General features: G+C 53.7%; 13 protein-coding genes. 5 read left to right on the plus strand and 8 right to left on the minus strand.

The annotated features are described in order from the left end of the window. Positions 1-209 precede the first annotated feature (209 nt). Together DTL42_RS02675 and DTL42_RS02680 are read right to left on the minus strand one after the other, a co-directional pair. On the minus strand, positions 210-3,362 hold the full coding sequence (locus DTL42_RS02675) for an efflux RND transporter permease subunit (protein ID WP_114367141.1): 3,153 nt from the start codon (positions 3,360-3,362) through the stop codon (positions 210-212). Next, entirely contained in the window at positions 3,359-4,768 is a 1,410-nt protein-coding gene (locus DTL42_RS02680; RefSeq protein WP_114367142.1) for an efflux RND transporter periplasmic adaptor subunit, read from the minus strand. Before DTL42_RS02680 ends, DTL42_RS02675 begins: the two co-directional genes overlap by 4 nt. Before the next feature lie 1,056 nt (positions 4,769-5,824). On the opposite strand from DTL42_RS02680, the gene DTL42_RS02685 reads away from it, so the two are divergent. The 4 genes from DTL42_RS02685 (at position 5,825) to DTL42_RS02700 (ending at position 9,352) form a co-directional block, all read left to right on the plus strand. Continuing rightward, positions 5,825-6,388, plus strand: coding sequence for a sigma-70 family RNA polymerase sigma factor (locus DTL42_RS02685; protein WP_147274138.1), 564 nt, complete (start codon positions 5,825-5,827; stop codon positions 6,386-6,388). Further along, the gene (locus DTL42_RS02690) at positions 6,385-7,803 is read left to right on the plus strand and encodes a FecR domain-containing protein (protein ID WP_114367144.1); all 1,419 of its coding nucleotides are present in this window, start codon (positions 6,385-6,387) and stop codon (positions 7,801-7,803) included. Before DTL42_RS02685 ends, DTL42_RS02690 begins: the two co-directional genes overlap by 4 nt. A 67-nt stretch (positions 7,804-7,870) precedes the next feature. Next, the gene (locus DTL42_RS02695; RefSeq protein WP_114367145.1) at positions 7,871-8,866 is read left to right on the plus strand and encodes a DUF1559 domain-containing protein; all 996 of its coding nucleotides are present in this window, start codon (positions 7,871-7,873) and stop codon (positions 8,864-8,866) included. A gap of 69 nt (positions 8,867-8,935) precedes the next feature. After that, entirely contained in the window at positions 8,936-9,352 is a 417-nt protein-coding gene (locus tag DTL42_RS02700; protein ID WP_114367146.1) for a carboxypeptidase regulatory-like domain-containing protein, read from the plus strand. A 3-nt stretch (positions 9,353-9,355) separates the two neighbouring features. Here DTL42_RS02700 and DTL42_RS02705 read toward each other — a convergent pair whose 3' ends face one another. From DTL42_RS02705 to DTL42_RS02715, 3 genes are all read right to left on the minus strand, one after another. Further along, positions 9,356-9,676: a YdeI/OmpD-associated family protein gene (locus tag DTL42_RS02705; protein WP_261341590.1), complete on the minus strand. Its 321-nt coding sequence runs from the start codon at positions 9,674-9,676 to the stop codon at positions 9,356-9,358. Positions 9,677-9,748: 72 nt separating this feature from the next. Further along, entirely contained in the window at positions 9,749-10,150 is a 402-nt protein-coding gene (locus DTL42_RS02710) for a hypothetical protein (RefSeq protein WP_114367148.1), read from the minus strand. Positions 10,151-10,167: 17 nt separating this feature from the next. Then, a complete protein-coding gene (locus DTL42_RS02715; RefSeq protein ID WP_114367149.1) occupies positions 10,168-14,472 on the minus strand; it encodes a neutral/alkaline non-lysosomal ceramidase N-terminal domain-containing protein in 4,305 nt (1,434 codons plus the stop codon). 303 nt (positions 14,473-14,775) lie between these two features. Here DTL42_RS02715 and DTL42_RS02720 point away from each other — a divergent pair, with 303 nt between their 5' ends. Next, complete coding sequence (locus DTL42_RS02720) at positions 14,776-15,987, plus strand: XylR family transcriptional regulator (protein ID WP_114367150.1); 1,212 nt, start codon at positions 14,776-14,778, stop codon at positions 15,985-15,987. A 188-nt stretch (positions 15,988-16,175) separates the two neighbouring features. Here DTL42_RS02720 and DTL42_RS02725 read toward each other — a convergent pair whose 3' ends face one another. The 3 genes from DTL42_RS02725 to DTL42_RS02735 are packed head-to-tail and all read right to left on the minus strand — an operon-like array spanning position 16,176 to position 22,042. Then, positions 16,176-17,102 (minus strand): SIMPL domain-containing protein, encoded by a 927-nt coding sequence (locus DTL42_RS02725; RefSeq protein ID WP_114367151.1) that lies wholly within the window; start codon positions 17,100-17,102, stop codon positions 16,176-16,178. Positions 17,103-17,141: 39 nt separating this feature from the next. After that, complete coding sequence (locus DTL42_RS02730) at positions 17,142-20,660, minus strand: HEAT repeat domain-containing protein (protein WP_114367152.1); 3,519 nt, start codon at positions 20,658-20,660, stop codon at positions 17,142-17,144. Then, complete coding sequence (locus tag DTL42_RS02735; protein ID WP_114367153.1) at positions 20,660-22,042, minus strand: multiheme c-type cytochrome; 1,383 nt, start codon at positions 22,040-22,042, stop codon at positions 20,660-20,662. The genes DTL42_RS02730 and DTL42_RS02735 overlap by 1 nt, the downstream gene beginning before the upstream one ends. Positions 22,043-22,054: the final 12 nt, after the last annotated feature.

The raw sequence follows: 22,054 nt of genomic DNA on the forward strand, positions 1-22,054 counted from the left end.
ATCTGTCGTTTGCTCGCCTCTGTGGTGATCGCTTCTGACTTCGTAAAATCTCGTATTTTTTACGATAATGATGAAGCAAGTTGACTCCATCCACGTCGGTACGTTCATAAAAAAAGCCCCCCGGTTCATCAAACCGGGAGGCTGATTCATGTTGGCTCGGCAGAAAACAGGTCTGTTCCAACAGCCCAGCAGTAAGTTGCTGAAGGCTTTTATTCCTCAGCTTTTGCTGGAGGCTTCTGGCGAGAAAATCGTCGCAAGACAACATAGAACACTGGCGTTAAAAACAGGCCAAAAATGGTCACGCCTAACATGCCAGCGAACACCGCCGTCCCGAGCACACGACGCATTTCGTAGCCCGCACCTGTGGCGATCAACAAAGGAATCACGCCCAAGATAAACGAGAACGCGGTCATTAAAATGGGCCGCAATCGCAAACGACATGCTTCGACGGCCGCTTCAAATCGGTCTCGCCCGTTGTCTTCTTCCGCCTTGGCAAATTCCACAATCAGAATGGCATTCTTACATGCCAAGCCCACTAACACGATAAAGCCAATCTGCGTGAGGATGTTGTTGTCCATCCCTCGAAACCAGATACCCACAATCGCGAAAAGCAAGCATAGCGGCACGATCAAGATGATCGCCATTGGTAAGACCCAACTTTCGTATTGAGCAGCCAACGTCAAAAAGACGAACAGCACCGCCAGCGGAAAGAGGTAAACAATCGTATTGCCAGCTTGGCGTTCTTGATAGGCGATATCTGTCCAGGCATATCCGAACCCCGGCGGGAGGTTGGCCTGAGCTAAACTCTCCATCGTGTCTAACGATTGTCCGGTGCTATAATCAGGGACCGTGTCGCCGTTAATATCGGCCGCAGGATACAGATTGAAACGTACCAACCGATCGGGCCCCGTCACGCGTTTCAATTCCACCAGCGACCCCAGCGAAACACTGGCCCCACGCGCACTACGTGTACGGAGTTGCAAGATATCGCTCGGCTCGTCCCGGAATTCTGGTTCCGCTTGCGCGGTGACACGATAGGTACGTCCCAGAAAATTGAAATCGTTCACGTACAACGAACCAAGATAAACCTGCAACGCCTGGAAGATGTTCGCGACCGGGACATCAAGCATCTCGGCTTTAGTACGATCGACCTCGGCGTAAACCTGAGGCACGCTCAAACGGTAATTGGAATAAACCTGAACTAAGCCTGGCTGTTGGTTGGCTTCGGCTACCATCCGCTGCGTAACCAGGTTCAAAGCATCGATCCCAGCCCCGCTTTGGTCTTGGAGATACATTTTATAACCGCCGCCACGCCCGATACCACGTACCGGTGGTGGCGGAATGACAAAAATCTCTGCTTCATTTACCACCGCCATTTCCCGGCGAAGGTCCGCGACAATCGCATTGACATCGCGCCCGCGGGCCGCTCGTTCTTTCGCATCCTCTAAAGGGAGGAACGTCACTGCGGCGTTCGGACTAATGGTAAAAGTCGAACCTGATAACCCAGCAATCCCGACCGAGTGTGCAACGCCATCAATCTTGCCACCAATCTCGGCGACCTTTCGTGTGACGACATCAGTCCGGGACAACGCAGCGCCATCGGGCAGGCGAATACTGACAATCAAATACCCTTGATCCATCGCAGGCACAAAGCCTGTTGGTACCAGTCCAAAACTACTCCATGTGCAATACAACAGCCCAACGTAAAGCAACAAAACCACCGCCGAGACACGAACGATTCGTGAGATGACCCACGCGTAGAAATCGCTCGTAACATCGAAGCTGCGGTTGAATAAGCGGAAGAACCAGCCAAAGCACTTATCGACGATTCGTCCACTAAGATTTCTGGCGGCCCCTTTCGGCTTTAGCAACAACGCACACAAAGCAGGGCTTAGCGTTAACGACACAAATGTGGAAAACGCCGTGGAAATCGCGATGGTGATGGCAAACTGTTGATAGAACTTTCCGCTGATGCTAGGAATGAAGACGGTCGGCACAAACACGGCAATCAACACCAAAGTGGTTGCAATCAAAGCCGATCCCACTTCGTCCATTGCCTTGTGCGTTGCTTCGCGCGGTGCGAGCCCTTCGGCGATTAATCGCTCGACGTTTTCCACCACGACAATCGCATCGTCCACGACGATACCAATCGCCAAGACGAGCCCGAACAGCGAGAGGGTATTCAACGAGACGCCTAGCAGCTGCATTACCGCAAACGTACCAATCAACGAGATCGGAATCGCGATCACCGGAATGATGGTAGGACGCCAGCCGTGCAAAAAGATGAAAACCGTAAAGACCACGAAGCCGGTCGTGATATACAGCGTTTCAAACACTTCGTCGATCGATTCCTCGACGAAATCGGTCGGGTTGTAGGCAATCTCGTAGCCGATTCCCACAGGAAAGTCTTTACTGAGATCGGCCATCGTTTGCTTGATTTGCCTGGCGGTCTCGACGGCGTTGGTACCGGGGCGTTGATACACCAGAACCGCCACCGCTGGTTTACCATCCAGGTAGCTAAGCCGCGAATAGTCTTGCGCGCCAAGCTCTACTCTGGCGACGTCACTCAAGCGCGTAACACGCCCATCTTCGCCACGTTTAATGATGATCTTGCCGAACTCTTCGGTATCCTTTAAACGGCCTTGCGTCGTGACATTCAACTGAAAGGCGCCGGTCTCGTCGGTCGGAGGTTGACCAATCACCCCTGCGGCGACTTGCACGTTCTGTCCCCGAATCGCGGCAATCACGTCCTCTGGCATGAGATCGAGATGGGTCATGCGTTCGATATCGAGCCAGACCCGCATGGCGTATTCGTTACCCCCAGCAATTCGCACATCCCCCACGCCATCGAGACGCATCATGGCATCGCGAACACGCAGAAAGGCGAAATTACTGATGTACAACTGGTCTCGACTGCGGTCAGGAGAGTTCAAGTGAACCACCATCAGCATGTCGGGAATTTGTTTGCTGGTGGTCACACCAATTTGCCGTACCGCTTCCGGTAAGCGTGGCTCGGCAATCGCAACCCGGTTTTGTACCAACACCTGGGCATCGTCTAGGTCGGTTCCCAGCTTAAACGTGACCGTAAGCTGCATCGTGCCGTCGGCGCTGGAAGACGACTCCATATACATCATGTCGTCGACGCCGTTCATCTCTTGTTCGATGGGCGTGGCAACCGTATCAGCAATCACCTGAGGAGTAGCCCCCGGATAACTGGCCCGCACGACAATCGTCGGAGGAACCACGTCGGGATATTGCGATACCGGAAGCGTGTAATAAACGATGCCCCCAATCAAAACGATCAGAAAGGACAACACCGAGGCAAAGATCGGTCGTTCGATAAAGAAATGGGGAAACTTCATTGGCCACCTTCCGTTCGGTTCGCGGAAGTCGGCACATCCTGATTGTTGTTATGAATTGAAGTTAGCCCTGACGAAATCCATTGCTCCGGTGGCAAAGGAACATAGGTGTTGGGCAGGCCATCTTCGATCACTTGAATGTCACCCGATTTGGTTTGCACTTCCATCCCCGGGCGGCCCAACAGCAGCCCCTCGGTGACTAATTGCTCTGTCCCAGTGAGTCCTTCGCGAATCACTCGCAGGCCATCGACCAAAGGGCCGGGAACCACAGCGCGACGTTCGATCTTATTGCCTTCCACAATGTAAACGTATTGCGAAGACTGATCCGTCCCAATGGCAGAGTCCGGAATAAGTACCGCTTCATACGCCGCACTTCCAGGCAGGCGAACACGGGCAAACATCCCGGGGACAAGCACTTGATCTTCATTGCGGAAAATACAACGAACTCGCATGCTGGCCGTATTGGTATCGAAGCGATTATCGACGAACTCCATGTGACCCAAATGAGGGAAGTTCTTTTCGTCGGACAATCCTAGATAGACAGGGTTCTTCGCATCGCGCGAACTCTTTCGCTTTCCTTGTTGAGCCAAGCGAATGTACTTCAGGGCTTGGTGTTCGTTGACATCGAAGGCGCAGTAGATTGGTTCGACCGAAGTAATTGTTGTCAGCAACGTCGAGGTCGCTGTCCCTCCGCTGATGAGGTTCCCTTCGGTGACATACTCGCGACTAATCCGCCCCGACACCGGTGCGTAAACCCGCGTATAATTCAAATCAAGCTGGGCCGAGGCGATCCGAGCATTGGCGGCTTCGATCGCAGCATTGGCGGTGTCGCCAGCAGCTTCCGCCAGTTGGATACTCGCCTCAGCGGAAGCGACATCGGCTTGACTTTGTACGATATCTGTTTCCCGCTGGTCGAGTTCATCCTGGGCAACCGCATTGCTCTCACGAAGTCGTCTCGCTCGTTGGACACGCACTTCCGCCAACTGCAGCTGAGCGTTGGCTTGTTTTTGTTGCGCAATTGCTTCCGACATCTGCGCTTTTGCTTGGGACAGTTGGGATTGGGCCTGACGAAGCTGTGCTTTGGCCTCGGTTAACGTCGCCTCAAAGGGACGGGGATCGATAATAAAAAGCAGATCACCTTCGTGAACGACCTGCCCTTCATCGAAGTGAATTGACTGCAAATAGCCACTTACCCTCGCTCGTACTTCGACAAATTCAATCGGTTCCAAGCGCCCTGTGTAAGCATCCCATTCGACAATCTCTTTGCGAATAGGCTGAGCGACTGTCATTGTAGGTGGAGGCGGGGCTGGCTGTTTGTGGGGTGTTTGGCCGCAGCCCAACATCCCGCAAATAAGAAGACCACCCAAAATGGCCGCGAAATGCGGTAGAGTTACTCGATGCAATGGCATGGCGGTTAGTACGTACGTAAAGAATTATTCGATTGTATCTGTTGCTTTTTCGGGTTGCAGAAAACGCAACCGAAGGCGGGCGATAGGTGATGCAGATAGTTGCACCACCAAATGAGGGGCAATTCAAAATCGGGCATTACTGCCCGATTTTGCGAAGACCGTGGACTAGTCCACATAGATAATATTAGTTGCCAAATCATTTTCGTCGATAGGACGATCCTCGAAGATCCTTGTTCAATCCTCTAATCACTCATTTCTGTGGCCTCAGAACCGAAGCCTTGCCACCATTTAGAATCGACTGGCAACCGTGAAAAACAATTTGCATGCGCTGAGAATGGAGGCCGACCAAGGAGAACTGGCCGAGCGAATCATGCAACCAGATGAGACACGATGGTCGCCTAGAGGTTCAGCCTGGCTTGCACTTCGACCGCGATTATAAACGGTATTTCGGGAATCCCCCTCGAAATGCGACATCGACCTTTTACATGAGATTGCCACCTCGGACGAATGGCTTTTTCCTCATCGATTCGGTATCGCTGACATTTAACGACACACTCAGCGTTTGCCAGAATACTCGTCCCTGCTCGCGAGGTTATCGATAGGCTCGCTGTCGCTGTCTTCCTAAGCTAATCCGTCTAAGACGATTGAAGGTTGTACCGCCAATTGAATCGGGGCGACCGACGAAAGCCTCCGTATTCGCGAACAAAACCTTGGATCACGTTTAGATTTCGTGCGTAGCTTAGTCATAGGAAAAGCCATCTGGCCAACCATAATGAACGGTTGGTGTTAGTTCGGTCGTTCTGCGCGTGCCGCTCGAACCGCCGTTTCAGCTACAATCACGTCCATTAATCTGACGTTTCATTTAATGCTCTCTTAACTAGCACAAAAGAAGCAATTAGGCTTGCTTACACGGCTTTCCTCCCCACTACGGAACTAGCTTTTTCCACAATCTGATCGTTTTTTTGAAAATCGGGTCATTTTTCGGGCCAAAATATGGCCCTATCGCACGAGTGCCTATAAGGCGAACAAGATGATTCGCGGTAGAAAAATTTTAGGGTGACGCGGTCCCTTTCAGATATGGTCCCAATAGAAAACGACACGGACAAGCAATCCCGTTTCGCCGAGTTCTACATCACCCATCAAGAGCAGCTCAAAGGGTATGTCTACTCCTTGGTTGCAAACTGGAGTGACGCTGAGGAAGTGTTCCAGAGGACGAGCCTTCTGCTTTGGCGAAAGTGGGAACAGTTTGACGAGCAACGCGAGTTCCTTCCGTGGGCGTTTGGTTTCGCCCGTATTGAAGCGAAGCGATTCCATTCGGAACGCGGCAGGCAACTAAAGATGCTTAGCGATTCCGCGATGGAGGCCTTAGATGCCGTGATTGTCGAAAATGGCAACGCGTTAGACGAACGACTAGCCGCTTTGGAACACTGTGTCAAAAAACTACCCGCACAACAACGTTCCATTCTTTGGGCTTCCTACAACCAAGCGAATTCGATTGAAAACGTCGGTGAAATGTTCGGGCTATCAGCCAACGCTGTGTATAAGCGGTTGCGAAAGATTCGTGAAATGCTGCATCGCTGCATTGATGTTCGGGTGGCTGCCTACGGAGACGGACAATGAGTGAACAGCAGGACGTGGTAGGTAAACAGATCGAAGATCCTGAGATCCTGAAACTGGTCGACCTCTGCATCACCGACCGAGCAACCCCGGAGCAATGGCAGACGCTTAGCGACTTGATCGTGCAGCGCAAGGATGTATCACAATACTTCGCTGCTCAAGCATTGATCAACGCTCGCTTGGCCATGGTGAGCAAGTTCGACGCCGATCAAGAACGCGAACTACTAAAACGAATCGAACAGGACGACCTATTAGAACCGGCTTCCCTCGCTGCTCCGCCCGTGCTGCAAGTACGGCGCGTCGTCGCAGCAGTTAGCTTGGTTACGGCGGCTGCGTTGCTGTTGTTTGGTGGGCTCGCAATTTCCGTGTGGTATCAAAGTTATACCACACCTGGGCCAGCGGTCGCTTCCAGCGGACCTGTTCCGCCTGCCGTTTTGATTTCAGGCATCCCGGGCGAAAGTGAAGCACGTGCCTATTTTGGTCAAGAGATAATCAATCTGCCGAAAGGAATCTACCAGGGAGTTACCTCCTCTGGCGTGAAAGTAGAATTGGCAGGTCCTGTCCGGATTCGCATCAATAAGCCGATGTCGTGGCGACTATTTTACGGCAAGGTTGTCGCCGATGTTCCACCAACGTCCCATGGTTTTACGGTCAACACGCATAACGCCTCGGTTGTCGACTTAGGCACAAAGTTCGGGGTAGCCGTCGACGCCAATAACTTTACCGAAGTCGTCGTCTACCAAGGCAGCGTTGAACTCAGAACCGGTAGCACGCTCCAACGGATGGTGCAAGGAGATGCTTTCGAGGTTCCCATTGGTGGAAAGCTCGTGAAGATCGCGGCAAACAACGTTGCCACTTTCTTGAAACCTGGCGAGATTCCCCCCTCGGTCATCAGCGAAGTTCGTAGCAACAGTCCCCACAACGAAAAGCCTTATCAGATTGTTCGCGGCGGATTTCGTGAGGGAGCTTTAGCCTATGTCGACCGAGTTCACCAATGGAGCGGAATAAGCGATAGCCTCCCCTCTTCGTTGATCGACTTAGATTACGTCCAAATGGTAGGCGACTGGAAGTACAACGCGAAATGGCAAAAGCGTTCGGACCTTGAACTAACCGTTGTCTTCAACCGCCCCACTGTTGCCTATCTGTTGGTCGACGAACGCTTGCCGACACCAAGCTGGCTCACCCAACACTTTAGTGACACGGGCATTTCCGTCGGCATGGATAAAGGCTCTCACCAAGACTCCCGCTCCCTAGCAAATTACAAACTCTCCCAAGAAGAAGGCCCTGGTAAATCAATCGATGTCATCCTGCGAGTCTGGAAAGCGGTTTTACCAGAAGGCGGAGACCTAACGATTGGCCCTATTGGGAGCCGCTCGACCGACTGGGAGGTCCCGTGCTTAGTCGCACGTCCTATTTAATTCATTTTCAATTGTTCCCCGTTCTGCTGCATCAACCCCACTCTTAGCTAGAGGCTCGTTACCTTTCATGAAAACAACACCACGTGCAGGTTTTACCCTTGTCGAATTGTTGGTAGTCATTGCCATTATTGGCGTGTTAATTGCCCTGCTTCTTCCGGCAGTTCAACAAGCTCGTGAAGCCGCTCGACGCATGCAATGTACCAACCACTTGAAACAAATTGGCTTGTCCCTACACAACTATCACGATACCTTCGGCGCCTTTCCAGCGATCAGCTACGACCATGAAGTCAACGGCGGTGACGAAAGAAAACATGCCAGTTGGAGTTGGGGCACCTTGATTCTGCCTCAAATGGAACAAGGAGCTGCCTACGACATTTTGGCCCCCAGCCAACCGGATCGGTTGCATGAAGCGGTCAACAAACCTGCGAAGCTGGCCGTTCTACAAACTCCGATTACAATTTGGCGTTGCCCCTCAGATACTGGCCCGACACTTAACACCCATCTAACGATCAACAACGGTTCTGGCGACCAGTCAAAAGACGTTCAGATTGCAACCGCCAATTATCTCGGCGTGAACACAAACGGCGATATCGATCGTTCTAAACACCACAATGGAATCTTCGTGCCAGGTACCAACGTGCAAGGCAACTCACGCATGGTGGTCGCGATGCATCAAATCCTGGACGGAACCAGCAATACGGCCATGGTGGGCGAACGAGCCTGGATGCTCTCAGGCGAGGAACTTGGTGCAGGTCTGGTTTATGGCCATACCGGCAACGAAGACATCGAAAACAGCCATAACTACTTGGATGGCTTTATTGCCGTGGTTGGCGGTGGCAAAACGCATATCAACACTTCCGATACGTGTGGTGCTTCTTGCAACGATGTCGATGGTCGGCAAGGTTTCTCCAGCAATCACCCTGGCGGTGCCCAATTCATGTTCGCCGATGGATCTGTTCATTTTCTTAGCGAGAATATCGACGACAACTTCGGAGGTGCAACCGACACGACCTACGAACGTCTTCTTGATCGTGCCGATGGACAACCGGTGGGCAACTACTAAGACAAAAACATAAGGGCCTGCCGCAACCATGCATGAATTGCGGCGGTAGCCCCACGAGGAGAAGTAAAGATGAATCGTTTTACAATGTTAAGTCTCGCATTAGCCACGCTTTGTTTGACTGGTTGCGGCGATCCTAACATGCCGCCGGTAGGTGAAGTCCACGGCCAAGTCACGCTCAACGGGAAACCGGTTTCGGACTGTCAAGTTGAGTTCGTGCCACTGGCTGGTGGCCGAAGTTCTGCCGCGATTACCGACGAGAACGGAAAGTACATTCTCAAATACAAAGGGGATGCCGAGGGCGCATTGCTTGGCAAACACCGCGTTCGCTTGGTAACGGCCCGCAGTGCAACGCGCGACGACAGTGGACGCGTGATTCAACCTGGCGTCAAAGAGAAGCTTCCCAAAGAATACAACGATGAGACGACTCAACAGGTCGAAGTGATCGACGGAGACAACCCGATCGACTTCGAGATTGTCACCAAATAGTTTTCAATCGTTGTCTGAAACCACAGAAACCGTGCGAGTTATCATTGGCCGTACGGTTTCCTTTTGCGCCGCTGGTTTCGATAAGAACAATCCCAACTCCTTATGCGAACCAACACACCCAGGCATTTTCTGGGAAAGTCCGCACGTGCAGTCATGCAGCCCTACGCCTGCCAAGATTCTAGGCAGACTTTTCTCGATTCGAGCCTCGCACGATTTGGCCTGCTTCGCACCGCCGAAATCCAAAAGATACCCCCGCTTTCGACCAGGGGTTAGTGCTTCAAACGCGGTTCGCAATGTCGGCTCGTTCTCAAATCTCATCTCCAATTCAACCGGTCCAGGATGTGCCGCTTAACTTGCAGACTTGGGAGCGTAACGACTTTGCTATTGCAATAGAGTTTAGGCTTGTTTCCGCACTTCTGGGTTGGCATGCGAGATCAACCCTTGCCGGACTTCCTGAGACAGGCTTTCTGCGGAAACCATCTTGGCGGAAATCGCGTCCAACAGATAAACCCGATTACCGTCCGCTCGCAACAAGCCGTTCATCACGAACACGCGTAGTTCACTCGGAACATCGGATAGCGTTTGATGCAACGCCGTCGCCGCTTCCACGTGGGGCACATCGCCGAGTCCCTCAACTGCTCCGCGGATCAACGCTGCATCGTTGTCGGCTGCGGCGTAACGGACCAGAGCCTCCTTCGAGGTGCCCCATGAGTTCAAGGAGATTAATCGCAACGCGTCGTAGCGTGTTCCTTTGCGTACCGAGGTATCTTCCGCCTTCTTGGCAGCCAAATCGAGCATACGTTTTCAACCCTGCTTCAATTGGGAATCGTGCTTTGTGATTTTGGCGCTGCGGCTTGTAATTCGACCGCCTTCAGAAAAGCAAGCAAGTCCTGCATACCTTCCCGCGAAATAACCTGTTCTAGCCCCTCCGGCATAAGCGATTTGCCAGTCCCTTTAATCATCTCGATATCGCTCCGCAAAATACGTCGCTCGACTCCTTCTTTTTCTTTTAAGGTAATCGCCTGGTTCGATTCTTCCGCCAATATCCCCCCGAGTACACGCCCATCGTTCAGCAATACGGAATAGGTCGCATACCTTCGATCAACCGCTGCATTCGGATCGAGGATGGCCGTCACCATGAAATCTTTCGTGCGGTCGGTCAATGCTTGCAGATCCGGGCCCACAACACTTCCCAGATCATCGTAGCGATGGCAGGCTGCGCACTGCTGTTGAAATAACGCCCGCCCTGCGACGCTATCCCCTCCGGTTAAATCAGCACGGCGAAACTGCTCGATCTTCTTTTGCAAGCTTCCCTGCGAAGAGGAAGCGAAATATTGGGTAGCCCTTTTGTGAATCTCAGGGGATGGATGATCGAACAGCTTTTGGCGATCAGCAAGATCGATCATTGCCCGAGGAACTTGGCCACTTTCTAAACCAGCGAGAAGTATTAACGTGCTTTCGGGTCGCGCAAGATACTCCCCAATCGCGGCCGTTTGCAGCACCGGAGATAGACTGGAAAGCTGATCCAGAATTGCCTGCTGTCCTGCAACCGAACGCGTTTTGAAGATCATCGTTAACGCTTTAGCTTGAACTTCTGGCGGCTGCCGGGGCGTCAACAATTCAAGCAACAAGCTTGTCGTTTTTGAATCCGCTAGTATAGTAGCCAGCAATTCGATTGCGGCTGTGCGTTGTTCCACCGAAGCAGAATCATTAAGGGCGATCGCCTGCATCTGATCGGCGAAACCTGGCAACGCAGCAAGCTTTTCAAGCGGCAATTGCCGCTTGGCGAGTACTTCAACAATTCGCGCTGTCGTGTTAAAGCTGTCCGCGTCTTCAGCTGATAACGCCAAGGCTTTCTCGGCAATTGCTGGCTCACCCACCTGGGCAACCGCAATCAGACAATCGCGATAATTCTTCTGGTGATCGGCTGGCAGCGCATTCAATGCTTCCAACACGGTTTGTGCATTGCCAGCATGCAAACTCGCTCGCAGTGCCGCGCGGACGGTGGTATCTGTGGAAGCAGCGAAGAGGTGCTGGGCCAATAGGGTAGCGGCGGATTCCGAGTGACATTCCCCCAACGAATAGGCCGCTTGAATGCGAACTTCTGTAGCTGGATCAGCGAGCGCCTGAAGAATCCACTTTTCCCCCTGAGGATCTTCCGCCAACCGCTGCTCAGCAATCAGAACTGCCCACCTACGGACTGCGAAATGGGGGTCGTGGCTGACCTGAGCGAGCATGTTATCATCTATTCCCCCCAAACCCGCCAAGGCACAAAACGCTTGCAAACGAACCTGAGGCAGCGCTGCTTCTACGGCCAGCTTTTTTAGAAGCGGCAAGCTGGCCGTATCACGCCGGAAAAGCAGCTCGGCATGGACCATATCACGAAGCGTTCCGTTCACCGTGTCGAGCTGATTGGTAAGCTCGCTGGTCGAGAGTTCTCGCAGATTAGGAAGCGTGGCCGAGGATTGGTCCGCCGGAATAATACGATAGATTCGTCCCCGATCGTCCCCTGCCCTGACATCCAACTTTTCCTTTACCTGATCCGAGATAAACTTGGGGTGCTCGATCACGTATCGGTACATATCGACCACCCACAAGCTACCATCCGGGGCGGTACGAACTTGAACAGGCCGAAACCAATTGTCGGTGGAAGCCAGGAATTCTCGTTGCTGCTCCTCAGGTGCTCGGCGGCTGGTGATATTGGAATCGCTTAGCACAAGCTCTCGACGATGTACTAGTTGATTGACCGGCTCACAAACGAACGCATTGTTCGAGAACGCTTGGCCAAGCAGTTCATCGCGATAAATTTCTAGCCCACAAACTGAAGTTGGAGCCCCTTTCGCGCCGCTTTGGCTAAATCGCACCAATTCTCCCACAGGAAAAAGCCTTTCCCCGGAAGAGAGCGACCGAATCGGATTGGGAGAACTGGCCAGCGGATTGCGCTCGTAATAGTGCTGGACGCTGGGGTAATGATAGAGCAAATTGCTGTTGGTGCAGCCAAACCAATTGCCCCAATCATCACGGGCTCGTCCTTGTTGCGTCCGCCCTGACACCGCCTCGACCGCGCCGGTCTCTGGCTGAAATCGAAAATCACGGTTCTCGGCATCGACGTCTGCCATCGATTCGCTTTGCAGCTTGCCTCCGAAAATACCGCCAGCCCCGTACCACCAGCTATCAAGCCCGAGTGAAAGACTATTCACCCGGGCTTGATAGTTGTGTGTTGCAAAGCCGCGGAGAACCACCCGTCGGACGTCGGCATGGCCATCACCGTTGGTGTCTTCCGCATAGATTACATCTGGGGCCGAACAAATCAGAACGCCGTTGCCCCATGCTTTCACCCCGGTGGGATACGGCAAACCTTCCAGGAACAACGTTGCTTGATCGTAGTGACCATCGTGATTGCTATCTTCTAGAAACTTAACCCGGCCACCCCCAGCTGGCATTCCTTCGACCCCGAGTGGGTAGTCGTTCATCTCGACTACCCATAGCTTGCCATCCGGTCCGAAATCAATCGCCACCGGATCAACCACCAATGGCTCAGCCGCTACGACTTCCACACGGAAACGGTCGTCGAGTAGCATCGTGCGAATCGACTCTTGGGGAGAACGAGGGGCGACCCCACCAGTGCGTGTATGATCGCCGGACGACTTCGGCTCAGGAGTCAGCTGCCGATCGACTTCATCCAAGATTTTCTTTTCCAACCCAGCCGCAAACGGACTAGGCTTGTCGTACCATAACATCGAAGTACGACCTTCATATCCACCGCGGCGGAGTACCCGTTCCGATGGAATATAGCAGCTTACATCGTTGCTATAGCCAGAAACCCAGGTCTGGTCGCCATGCTTGCCTTTGATCAGCAAGGCGTAATCGACTACGACCTCATCACTAAGGAAAACCATCGCCAGATCATTGCCGAATTGCCAAGTTTGAATCGGATACGTCACGCGATCGGTGAGAGTTTCACCACGTTCTAGCCGCTTTAGATTTGCCTGAGCGTGGTATCCCTCGATTCCTTTGCTGGTAGCAAGCTCTTGCCATTGTTTCTCGGTCGGCAACTCGGCCAGTGGAAGCTCGATCTCCTGGTAATCGATCCGCAAAGGCCCATTCACCGGTTTCAGATTCGTTTGCAGTACACGGATCACTTCGTCGGCCAACTGTTTCCCTTGCCGCTCTGAAGCCGCGACACCTCCTTTGTCAGCAGGGTTTTGATCGCCGCCACATCCGATTGTCACTATCCCGACAACTCCTGGCAGCTGTTGCCGCAGTTCGGCCACCGCGCAGCCTGCCCAGTCGCCGGTGAGCAGCATTCCACTACTCGCCGAAACGCAGTGACACGCATAATTGGCAACCAGAGCGAACGGCTTTCCCTGTTTGTCGACCGCTACCAGCAGTGGCAGCGAATGATCGGTCACCATTTCACCTCGCCGATTGATCGCGAAGTCGACCTTGCCGTTCCCACGCAGCAAGTAGCCAGGCTGGCGTTGCTGCAGGGCCTTGGCAGCGACTTCGACTAACTTCTCAACCAACGCATTGGTATATCCATCCACAGCGGCACGTTCGCCTGGCGTCATTTCGCGAGTTAGCAAATTTTCTAATACGCCGGTCAGCATCGGGCCACCGTGGGTATGTGTCGAACAAATGGTCACTCGCTGCGGGGCTATCGAGTATTGCTTTTCTAAACGGTTCGTGACCACTTGGCGAATACTCGCTGGCACGCCGACGTTATCAACCGTAAGCAAAATTGCCGGGGGACTCGCTTCGTCGGAAACCACCAACGCATGCGCCCACAAGCTATGCTTTATGTTGAGCTGAAGCTGATGATTTCTGGCGGCGTAACCACTCAGCAAAATCGGCTGTTGCGGAGTAATCTCGATACTGGCGGCGCCAATCTGCCGTAAGGTATCGCCTTCTCCAGGCAGCGGGCAGAGCGTTAAGCCGCCAAGATTATTCTCTTCTGCCTGGGCGATGTTGATCGACCAAATACAAGACAGCCCCCATACGGCCAGAGAAACGATAAAGGTCAGCAGACAATTGAACCTTTGCTTTGATGAAAAAACGGGAGCGTGCATTAGGTTGTGGACTTTCAAGCGAAGGAGGGAGTTCGAGGCAGGTTCCGACATCGAGGGGATGCATCGTGCAATCACTCGGATCGGGCGATCGCTCGTTCATTTTTCATACCGATAAGTCAATCGAGGCTTGTCGTCACTACTGTTGATGTTGTGAATTTACGCCTGCGATTACCACGCCAGACCTAGCCATGCATACCTGGCGAGCACCAGCTTAAATAAGTGGATATTTCGTGTTATCACGAAGTATCCAACTTAAGATGGCATTTTTCAACTAGAATCGCAATTCATTATTACGACAATTGACTTTCGAATTTGCGACACATCTTTCCGGCGACTTGTCAAGGTTTACCGACGATGCTCCCTCCCCGCGTCTCTAATTCAGTACCGCATGTGGCCTTGTTGATAGAGACCTCGAAGCAGTTTGGACGCGACATTATCAAGGGGATCGGTCGCTTCTCGCGAATTCATGGCCCTTGGTCGATCTACATTGACGAGTTCGGCCCAGCAAGTCGGTTGCCTGGTTGGCTCAAGACTTGGCATGGAGATGGCATCATCGTAAGGGCACGCAATCAAACAATGGCCAAGGCCATTGCGGAAGTTGGGGTTCCGATTGTCGAAACACTTCAGCCATGGCCAAGTTTGGGAATCGGAGGGGTATTTACCGATGACGAAAACATCGGGCAGATGGCCGCCCAACATTTGCTCGAACGAGGTCTGCGCAGCTACGCGTTTGTCGGCGTGGAAGGGGCACGTTGGTCGCGGATGCGTCAAACGGGATTCACGAAAGCGTTACACGATGCACAGCACAACGTCTTTGTTTATTCCGCAAGTTCGCGGCGACGTGCCCACGACAACTGGGAAGGAGGGCAAGAAGATCTCGCCAACTGGATTAGCGAGTTACCGAAACCACTGGGCTTGATGGCAGCCCACGACATGCGTGCGCTGTGCGTGTTCGATGCCTGTCGTCGACGCCAGCTTTCGATTCCCGAAGAGATTGCCATCGTTGGTGTCGACAACGACGATGTGATATGCACGATGGCCGATACCCCCCTGACCAGCATTTCGCACAACAGCGAGCAAATTGGCTATGAAGCGGCCGCCTTCTTAGACAAAGTCATCCGAGGCAGCGCCCAACCGCGTCACATCCAATTGATACCGCCGAGAGGCATTTCCATTCGGCGTTCGACCGATGTTCATGCGGTGCCTGATCCGATCATCGCGAAGTCACTTAAATGGATTCGTGATCGCAAGGGGAATACTTCGGTGCAAAAGGTCGCCAATCACGTCGGCCTTTCACGACGATCCCTTGAAAGAAAGTTCGCCGACACGATCCATACCACTCCGCACGAACAGATCGCCAGCGAGAAACTTCAGCATGCCAAACTGCTGCTACAAGAGACGAGCTACTCGCTAGAAGAGATTGCCGCTCAGATGCAGTTTTCGAGCGCTTCGTACTTGAGCTCGTTTTTTAAAGAATTAACCGGCATGAACCCGGGCCTCTTCCGCAGACAAGCGCGCCGGGGAGGCTCACTGGAAGAGTTCTACCCTTCTGGTAACACTCAATAATAGTTCCGCACGCAATTAAGTTATACGGACTTTTGGTCCTTAGATTCCAAGCTTTCGCTGGTCTTTCTGTTTAGAAGACAGCATCGGCCTCGATGAACACAACGCTCTTCTGAGGCTTGTTAGCAAGCCCCAGAAGACCCAATGCCATGCCGTTTCAAGCAAGTGACTCGAAAAGCAAACGCTGAAATCTATTCCCTATTGCCAGCGATAATCCTAAAGCGAGCACGAATTGCAAAGTTGAACGAGACTTTGCTTAGATCGGTCACCTCTGAAACCAGAGGATCGTCACTGGGTGTAGCCATCCGCCGACCGTAGCCATACCCGTACATCTCCTCTGGCGACATTCCGCCATACGTTGAACTAGATAGCGACATCAAGAGGCCCAGGTCTTGTCCGGCTGCTGCCGCCAGTTCCTTGGCATCTTTCACAGATGCTTCGAAGGCAGCTTTCATGGCTTGGCTGCGTTCCTCCTCGGTTATCTTGGCGGCAAACGTGATCACAGGTTCACCCGGCTTCGCCTGGGGCTCGTCGGAGTACGGATCGTAGCCGTAAGCCTCGGCTTCTTCAAGCAATTCCTGCTCGGCCAAGGAAAGCTTCTGTGACTTCGCGCCTCCGATGTCAGCATCTTCAATCTTTTTTCGGAGAACGGTCGCCTGTTGCAGGAGTTTAACCGGATCACTCGTATCAAGTTCCCAGCGAGCCGTGAGAGGAAGCGTAACAACGGTTGACTCCGCCACCTTGAGGCCTGCGGGAACCGAACCGCCGCTGCGTTGGATCCGCTCGCGAATCATCGCCTGAATCTGTTCTTGCCCTTGGCTGGCCGCGCTGGTGGTGGTTGGGTCGCCATACTCGACGGTATCCATCTCGGCTCCTAGCGATGTCAGAAGCGTCTTGGCTACTTCTTTTCGCTTCTCGAGCGCAGCCAATGCGTCATCCATCGATCCCGCCCGACCGATCAAGTCGAGCCGCATGACCAGTTGGGATGGCCAACGTTTTAAGACCTCTTTTCCTTCGGCCTCGACCATCGGTTGTTCTTGAGCCGTTGCGAACGGCCCGCTGACGACCGAAGCAGTTACCACCGCCAAGGCCATAAAAAGTCGGATGCTAGATTTCATGATGCTTTTCTCCCACACGCCGGGCCTTTACCGCGACGATTAACGCAAATTCTCGATTCCGATACTATCCCGAATTTCTTTTCTCAAGCGGAGCACGTCGTCGCCGCTCATGATGCGAATGGTCCAATAAAATTCCTTCGTGCGATATTCGCTTATTCTGTCGTTGATCTCACGTAAGATGTCAACGTGCTCGGTGGCATTCAACTTGGCGATCGCCCGATAAACCAGCCGGTCCATGGCATCATCTTCTTCGTCTTTGTGGAGTCGCCAGTACTCCAACAGCGGCGTTAAACCTTCCTGCTTGCCGAGCATTGACAACGCATAAGCGGCATACGCCCGAACCTTATCGTCCTTATGGTTTAACATCGGCTGGACGTTGGCTTCCGTCACCCCGTCCGGTGGCTCAGGAATAATCGGGCCGCTCTCAGGCTCGTTGTAATAAATGCTGCTGCGGCTGGGAATGTAAAAGTGGTCGCGAATGTAACGTAATTCGTATTCATTTTCGGCAACCAGGGCGATAAGGGCGATCCGTTGACGTTCAGGATTGTCGCCTTCCATTGCCGCTACGGCCATTTCTTTTTGCTGGTTGGCCAGGGCCAGGCACAAGGCAATCTGAAACGCATCTTGGCGAAGCGTTTCCGGTCGCTGCTCGTCTGCGGCAATTTCCGTCGCCATCTCGGCGGCAGCGTCTTTGTCGATTTTGGCAACCAAGACCAGTGCCACGAGAGATTCCAACTCAACTCCGCTTTTAACATGCGGCGTGGCATCGTTCAGGATTGTGGTTTTAAGTTCCTCTGAAACTTCATCATCGTAAAAATACCGCTGACCGGTGTAGGCCATGAGCAGTAAATCGGAGATGGTCGAGGCTAAGCCGACATCCACGGTTTCGTCTTGTAAAACAGGCCAAAGTAACTCAGCAGACCGGCGATCGGGAGCTTCGGTGAGCATTCTGGCCAAGTACATTTTCTGATCGTTGGTGGTGGCCAATTCGAGAAATTCCTGGAATAACTCCTGACGCTGCTCCCACGGAACCCAAGCTAAAACCGCGCTGCCTTTGACCAGTTCTTGAGGATCTTCCTGCACAATTGTTCGAAGCACCGGGAGGGCCTCTTCAGATTTCCCTAGAGAGACTAAACACAACGCAGCAAGCAGCCGTTCTTTTGGCTCGTCGGAATCCAACATTCCTTGCAAAGGCTCGATCAAATCGACGTAATACATCGCGCGCCCTTTGGCCGAGGTAAACTCAGCCAGCCAGCGATCCCAGCGGTCGTCGACCGATTTGTCTTCGCTGGCTTCTGCTTCTTTCTCTTCCTCTTGCGGTGCATCCTCGTCTACTGCTTCCGGCGGCGCCTCCTCTTCCTTCGGTTTGCTACCAAACAAAGCGCCAAATGCTTGGGAAAGCAAACCCGGAGAACTTTTTGCAACCGGGGGCATGTCGATCATCTCGGCATCTTCCCGCATTTGCTCCGCCACGTTCCGCCGCTTCGATTCCAAGCTTTCAAAAATGGCCATCGCCGCCACTAAGCGAACCTCGGAGGCCTCGTCTTTCAACGCAGTGGGGCCCCACTCGTTAAGCGTTTCGCTTGAAATACGGCGCAAACCGGTCACCGCCGCAGCTCGGATCGCAGGGTTCGGACTTTTTGCGAAATCGAGTAGCTTCGCTGTGATCTTGTGCGAACCAGAACTCCGCTCAGCAATCGTCTTAACCGCCAGAGTTGCCAGTTGAGGATGTTTCTCTACCGTTTCTAGCAGCCGGTCGATCGCAACATCGGAAATCTCTTGCGAGAAGGCCTCGATAGCACGGCTTACAACGAACGCGTCATCATCATCCAAGCGTTGAATGAGGCCAGCATACACATCGGCGGTTAGCTCCGCGTTTTCTGCTAGTTCGCCCCTTACCATCTCGCGAAGGCCCTCGGCTGCCTCGGCCCGCACTTGCCAGGCTTCGTGTTCAAGCAGTGGCAACATGGCCCGCGCGCTCGGTTCCGATTTGATTTCACGAAGATAACGAATCGCATGTACGAGCAGGTCAGCGTCTTCTTCCTCTTGGATGTAGGCAGCCACTTTGTCGACTAAGTCCGCCGAACTCCGTTCGGTTAACTGCTTCAACACGGCAGCCCGCACGTTCGGCTCTGGGTCTTTCAATAAGCGTACGAGCAACTCCAACGCTTCGTCTCCGCCAGACTGTTGCAGACCACGCAAAGCAATTTCTCGAATGAGGGGATCCGGGTCGCTGAAAAGTTCCAGCAACAAGGGAAGCTCCGAAGCAGTCGCCAAACCGGCAAGCTGTTCGGCCGCATCACGGCGAGTCTGCACATCGTGCGAAGCAAGCCTGGCCAATCCTCCTGGAAAGCGAAGCATCAAAGCGTCTGGGGCAACCAAGCGGTAGCGCAAGGCCAACAAACGTTCTCGCTGCTCATCGATCTCGGCGGCTTCGAGGCGCCGATAGACCTCTGGCAGAAGTCTTTCACCCAGCCGTGCCAAGCGGGCCGCAATCGGGGCTCCTTCGGTCGGACTCAGCGTAAGCAAGCGATCGATTTGCTCTTGGGCTTCGGCTAGTTCCTCTGCTGAAAGCTCGGCAGAAGCGTCTTCCTCTTGCTTCTTCAGTTCGCTGGCCCATTGCGTGAGTTGAGCCAGGGCTGGTTCGTCGATCGAGTCTGGTTGCCAGGGATCGATCCCTGCGAGCGGAGCCTGCCACTGCGAAAGGATTTCGAGAATCGATAACCGTTCGGCCAATCCCCCTTTGCGAAATGCCTCGACCAACGGCGTTGCGGCCACTTCGGGAAAGGCCTGCAAGCGACTAATCGCCACCTCACGGACAAGCGGATCGCGGTCTTTCAGTAGCTCTAACAGACGCACGATATCGACCGTTTCGAGCGGACGATTGGCCAGCAAGACATCGTCGGCTGAGGCAACCGCCAAGCGGTGATTCTCTTTTAGCCACGCAGCGAGTTTTTCTGAACTCAAATAACCATCGTGATCGGCCACCTTCGCCCCGGAAGGTCGTAGCAAACGCAACGACGGCAAGACGGCTACCGCCAAGCGTTTGGAAGCGGCCAGGTCTTTGTCGATATCGATCTCGATCAGTGTCCAGCGGCGTAGTTCTTCCTTCGCTGGCGATAGTTGCATTTGTTGCTTGAGGCGGTAACACCAGGGGCAATCTTCGCCAGTTACCAGCACCAACGCAGGCTTGCCGCTCTGCTGGGCCTGGACAAGCCCTTCATCCAAGTCGAGTATGGCCCCCGGCAGCGGTTCGTGCCCCAGGTCTGGCAAGGCGTTGACTGGAGGCGTGTTGCTATCGGCCTTCTTTTCCCCGGCAGGCATCTCGGCAGCAGGCTTGTCATTTGGGACGTTGGCTTTTGCTTTTTCCTTGGGCTCTGGCTTGCCGTTAATCGCTTCTTCGGCAACTTTATCCAAGGGGGACTCGAGGGACCGAAGGAGTTCGTCATCGAGATCTTGGGCCGCTAAATGGCAGGGAGCAACCGCCGAGAGAGAAACAATCAGCAGCCCCCAACAGGCAAGCAGCGAGAGCGGGCCAACCTTTAGGCGTGAAAGCATTACGAGGTTCCTTTCAGGCCATGCTCGATCCGAGGCCAATAGGTGTCGTAGTCGAACAGGGGACTGTTTTCCGGATCGTGACAGCGCACGCACGTCGAGGCAGCATTTTGGAAATGATACGTCCGCTGCTGCGGTTGTTCGGCATGCCGTTGCGAGGGGCCATGACAGCTTTCGCAGCCCACATTAACCCGATCGAGCGAACGTTTGGCTGACACAAACCCGCCAGGCAAACCAAAGCCCGTCACGTGGCATTGTTGACAATAAGAATCGACTTGCGAGCCGGTTTTGAGCAACGTCTGCCAAGCATGAGCATGTGCTGAGTGCTCCCAAACCTGACAATCGGCCTCGTGGCATTGGCGACACGACTTCGTACCGGCAATGCGGTGGGACTCGCCCGCCGGGGCCGTCTCGAACGAAGTTTCGCTGGACATGAAATCTCGGGCCGCTAGTTCCTGGTAGAAGTCATCCAGGTTCGCTTGTTGCCCGGGCGACTCTGCGAAATCCTCCGTCATTTCCACTACTTCCCCCGTCATTCGCTGCTTTTTTCCCACAGGCAGGGTAAGCCGAATCAGGAACTTTCCTTTGTTCGTGGCCGAAGCTAAGAGTAAGGGGCCATTCTGTTCCGGCGCCATCGCCTGACCGGTCGGGCCTCCGACGATCGCATCGACCTCGGGCAATTGACTGGCAAGCTCGCGTAGCTCCTCTTCGGGAAGGTAAGCCAACACGATCGAGACATCGTGTCCCCCTGATTCCTGGGAACGTTGCAACTCGTTGAGGATCGCTTGTTTAGGATCACTAACCTCTAGCTGGTCGGTTGCGAAACTGGGAGACAAGACACCGATCACCAGCACGCGCCGCTGTCCAATTTCAAGAACCTTCGCTGGGATTCCTAGCGGTTGGCCTGAATGATTGTGAACATTGGCCGAGAGAAACAGCGGCTCGTCGTCAAGCGTCTGCTCGATCCGCCGCAGTTCGGCCTCTCCCAGGGCTGCTTCTGCGGCTCCGATATTGTGCAGTGAGATTCCCATTTTCTTTTCGCCTTGCAGAATCGCTTCGAACTTGGCGATATCGTACGGAGACGTTCCGTGCAGGGCCCCTCCGGCGTCGAGGTACACAAGATCTCCTTGCTGTCGCAATTGGTCGAGATACGTACCGCGTCGCAGTAGGCCACCAGACTGGTTTGTGGTACAGCCGCAAGGCACGATCCAACCGGCCGTATCACCGCTGATTGCTATCAGCAGCGGTTTGCTTGGTGCAGCGTTGCCGAAATCACATCCGCTGTTGCCGGCCAGGCAAGTCAGTGCCAGCCCAGCGCCTAGCATCCCCCAGCCCCGCCACGTGGGCGAGGCAATCGGTGTCGGAATGCATGAGAGAGCAGCCATGGATACGGCAAA

Origin of the sequence: Bremerella cremea, from assembly GCF_003335505.1 — a bacterium.
GTDB classification, from domain to species: Bacteria; Planctomycetota; Planctomycetia; order Pirellulales; family Pirellulaceae; genus Bremerella; species Bremerella cremea_A.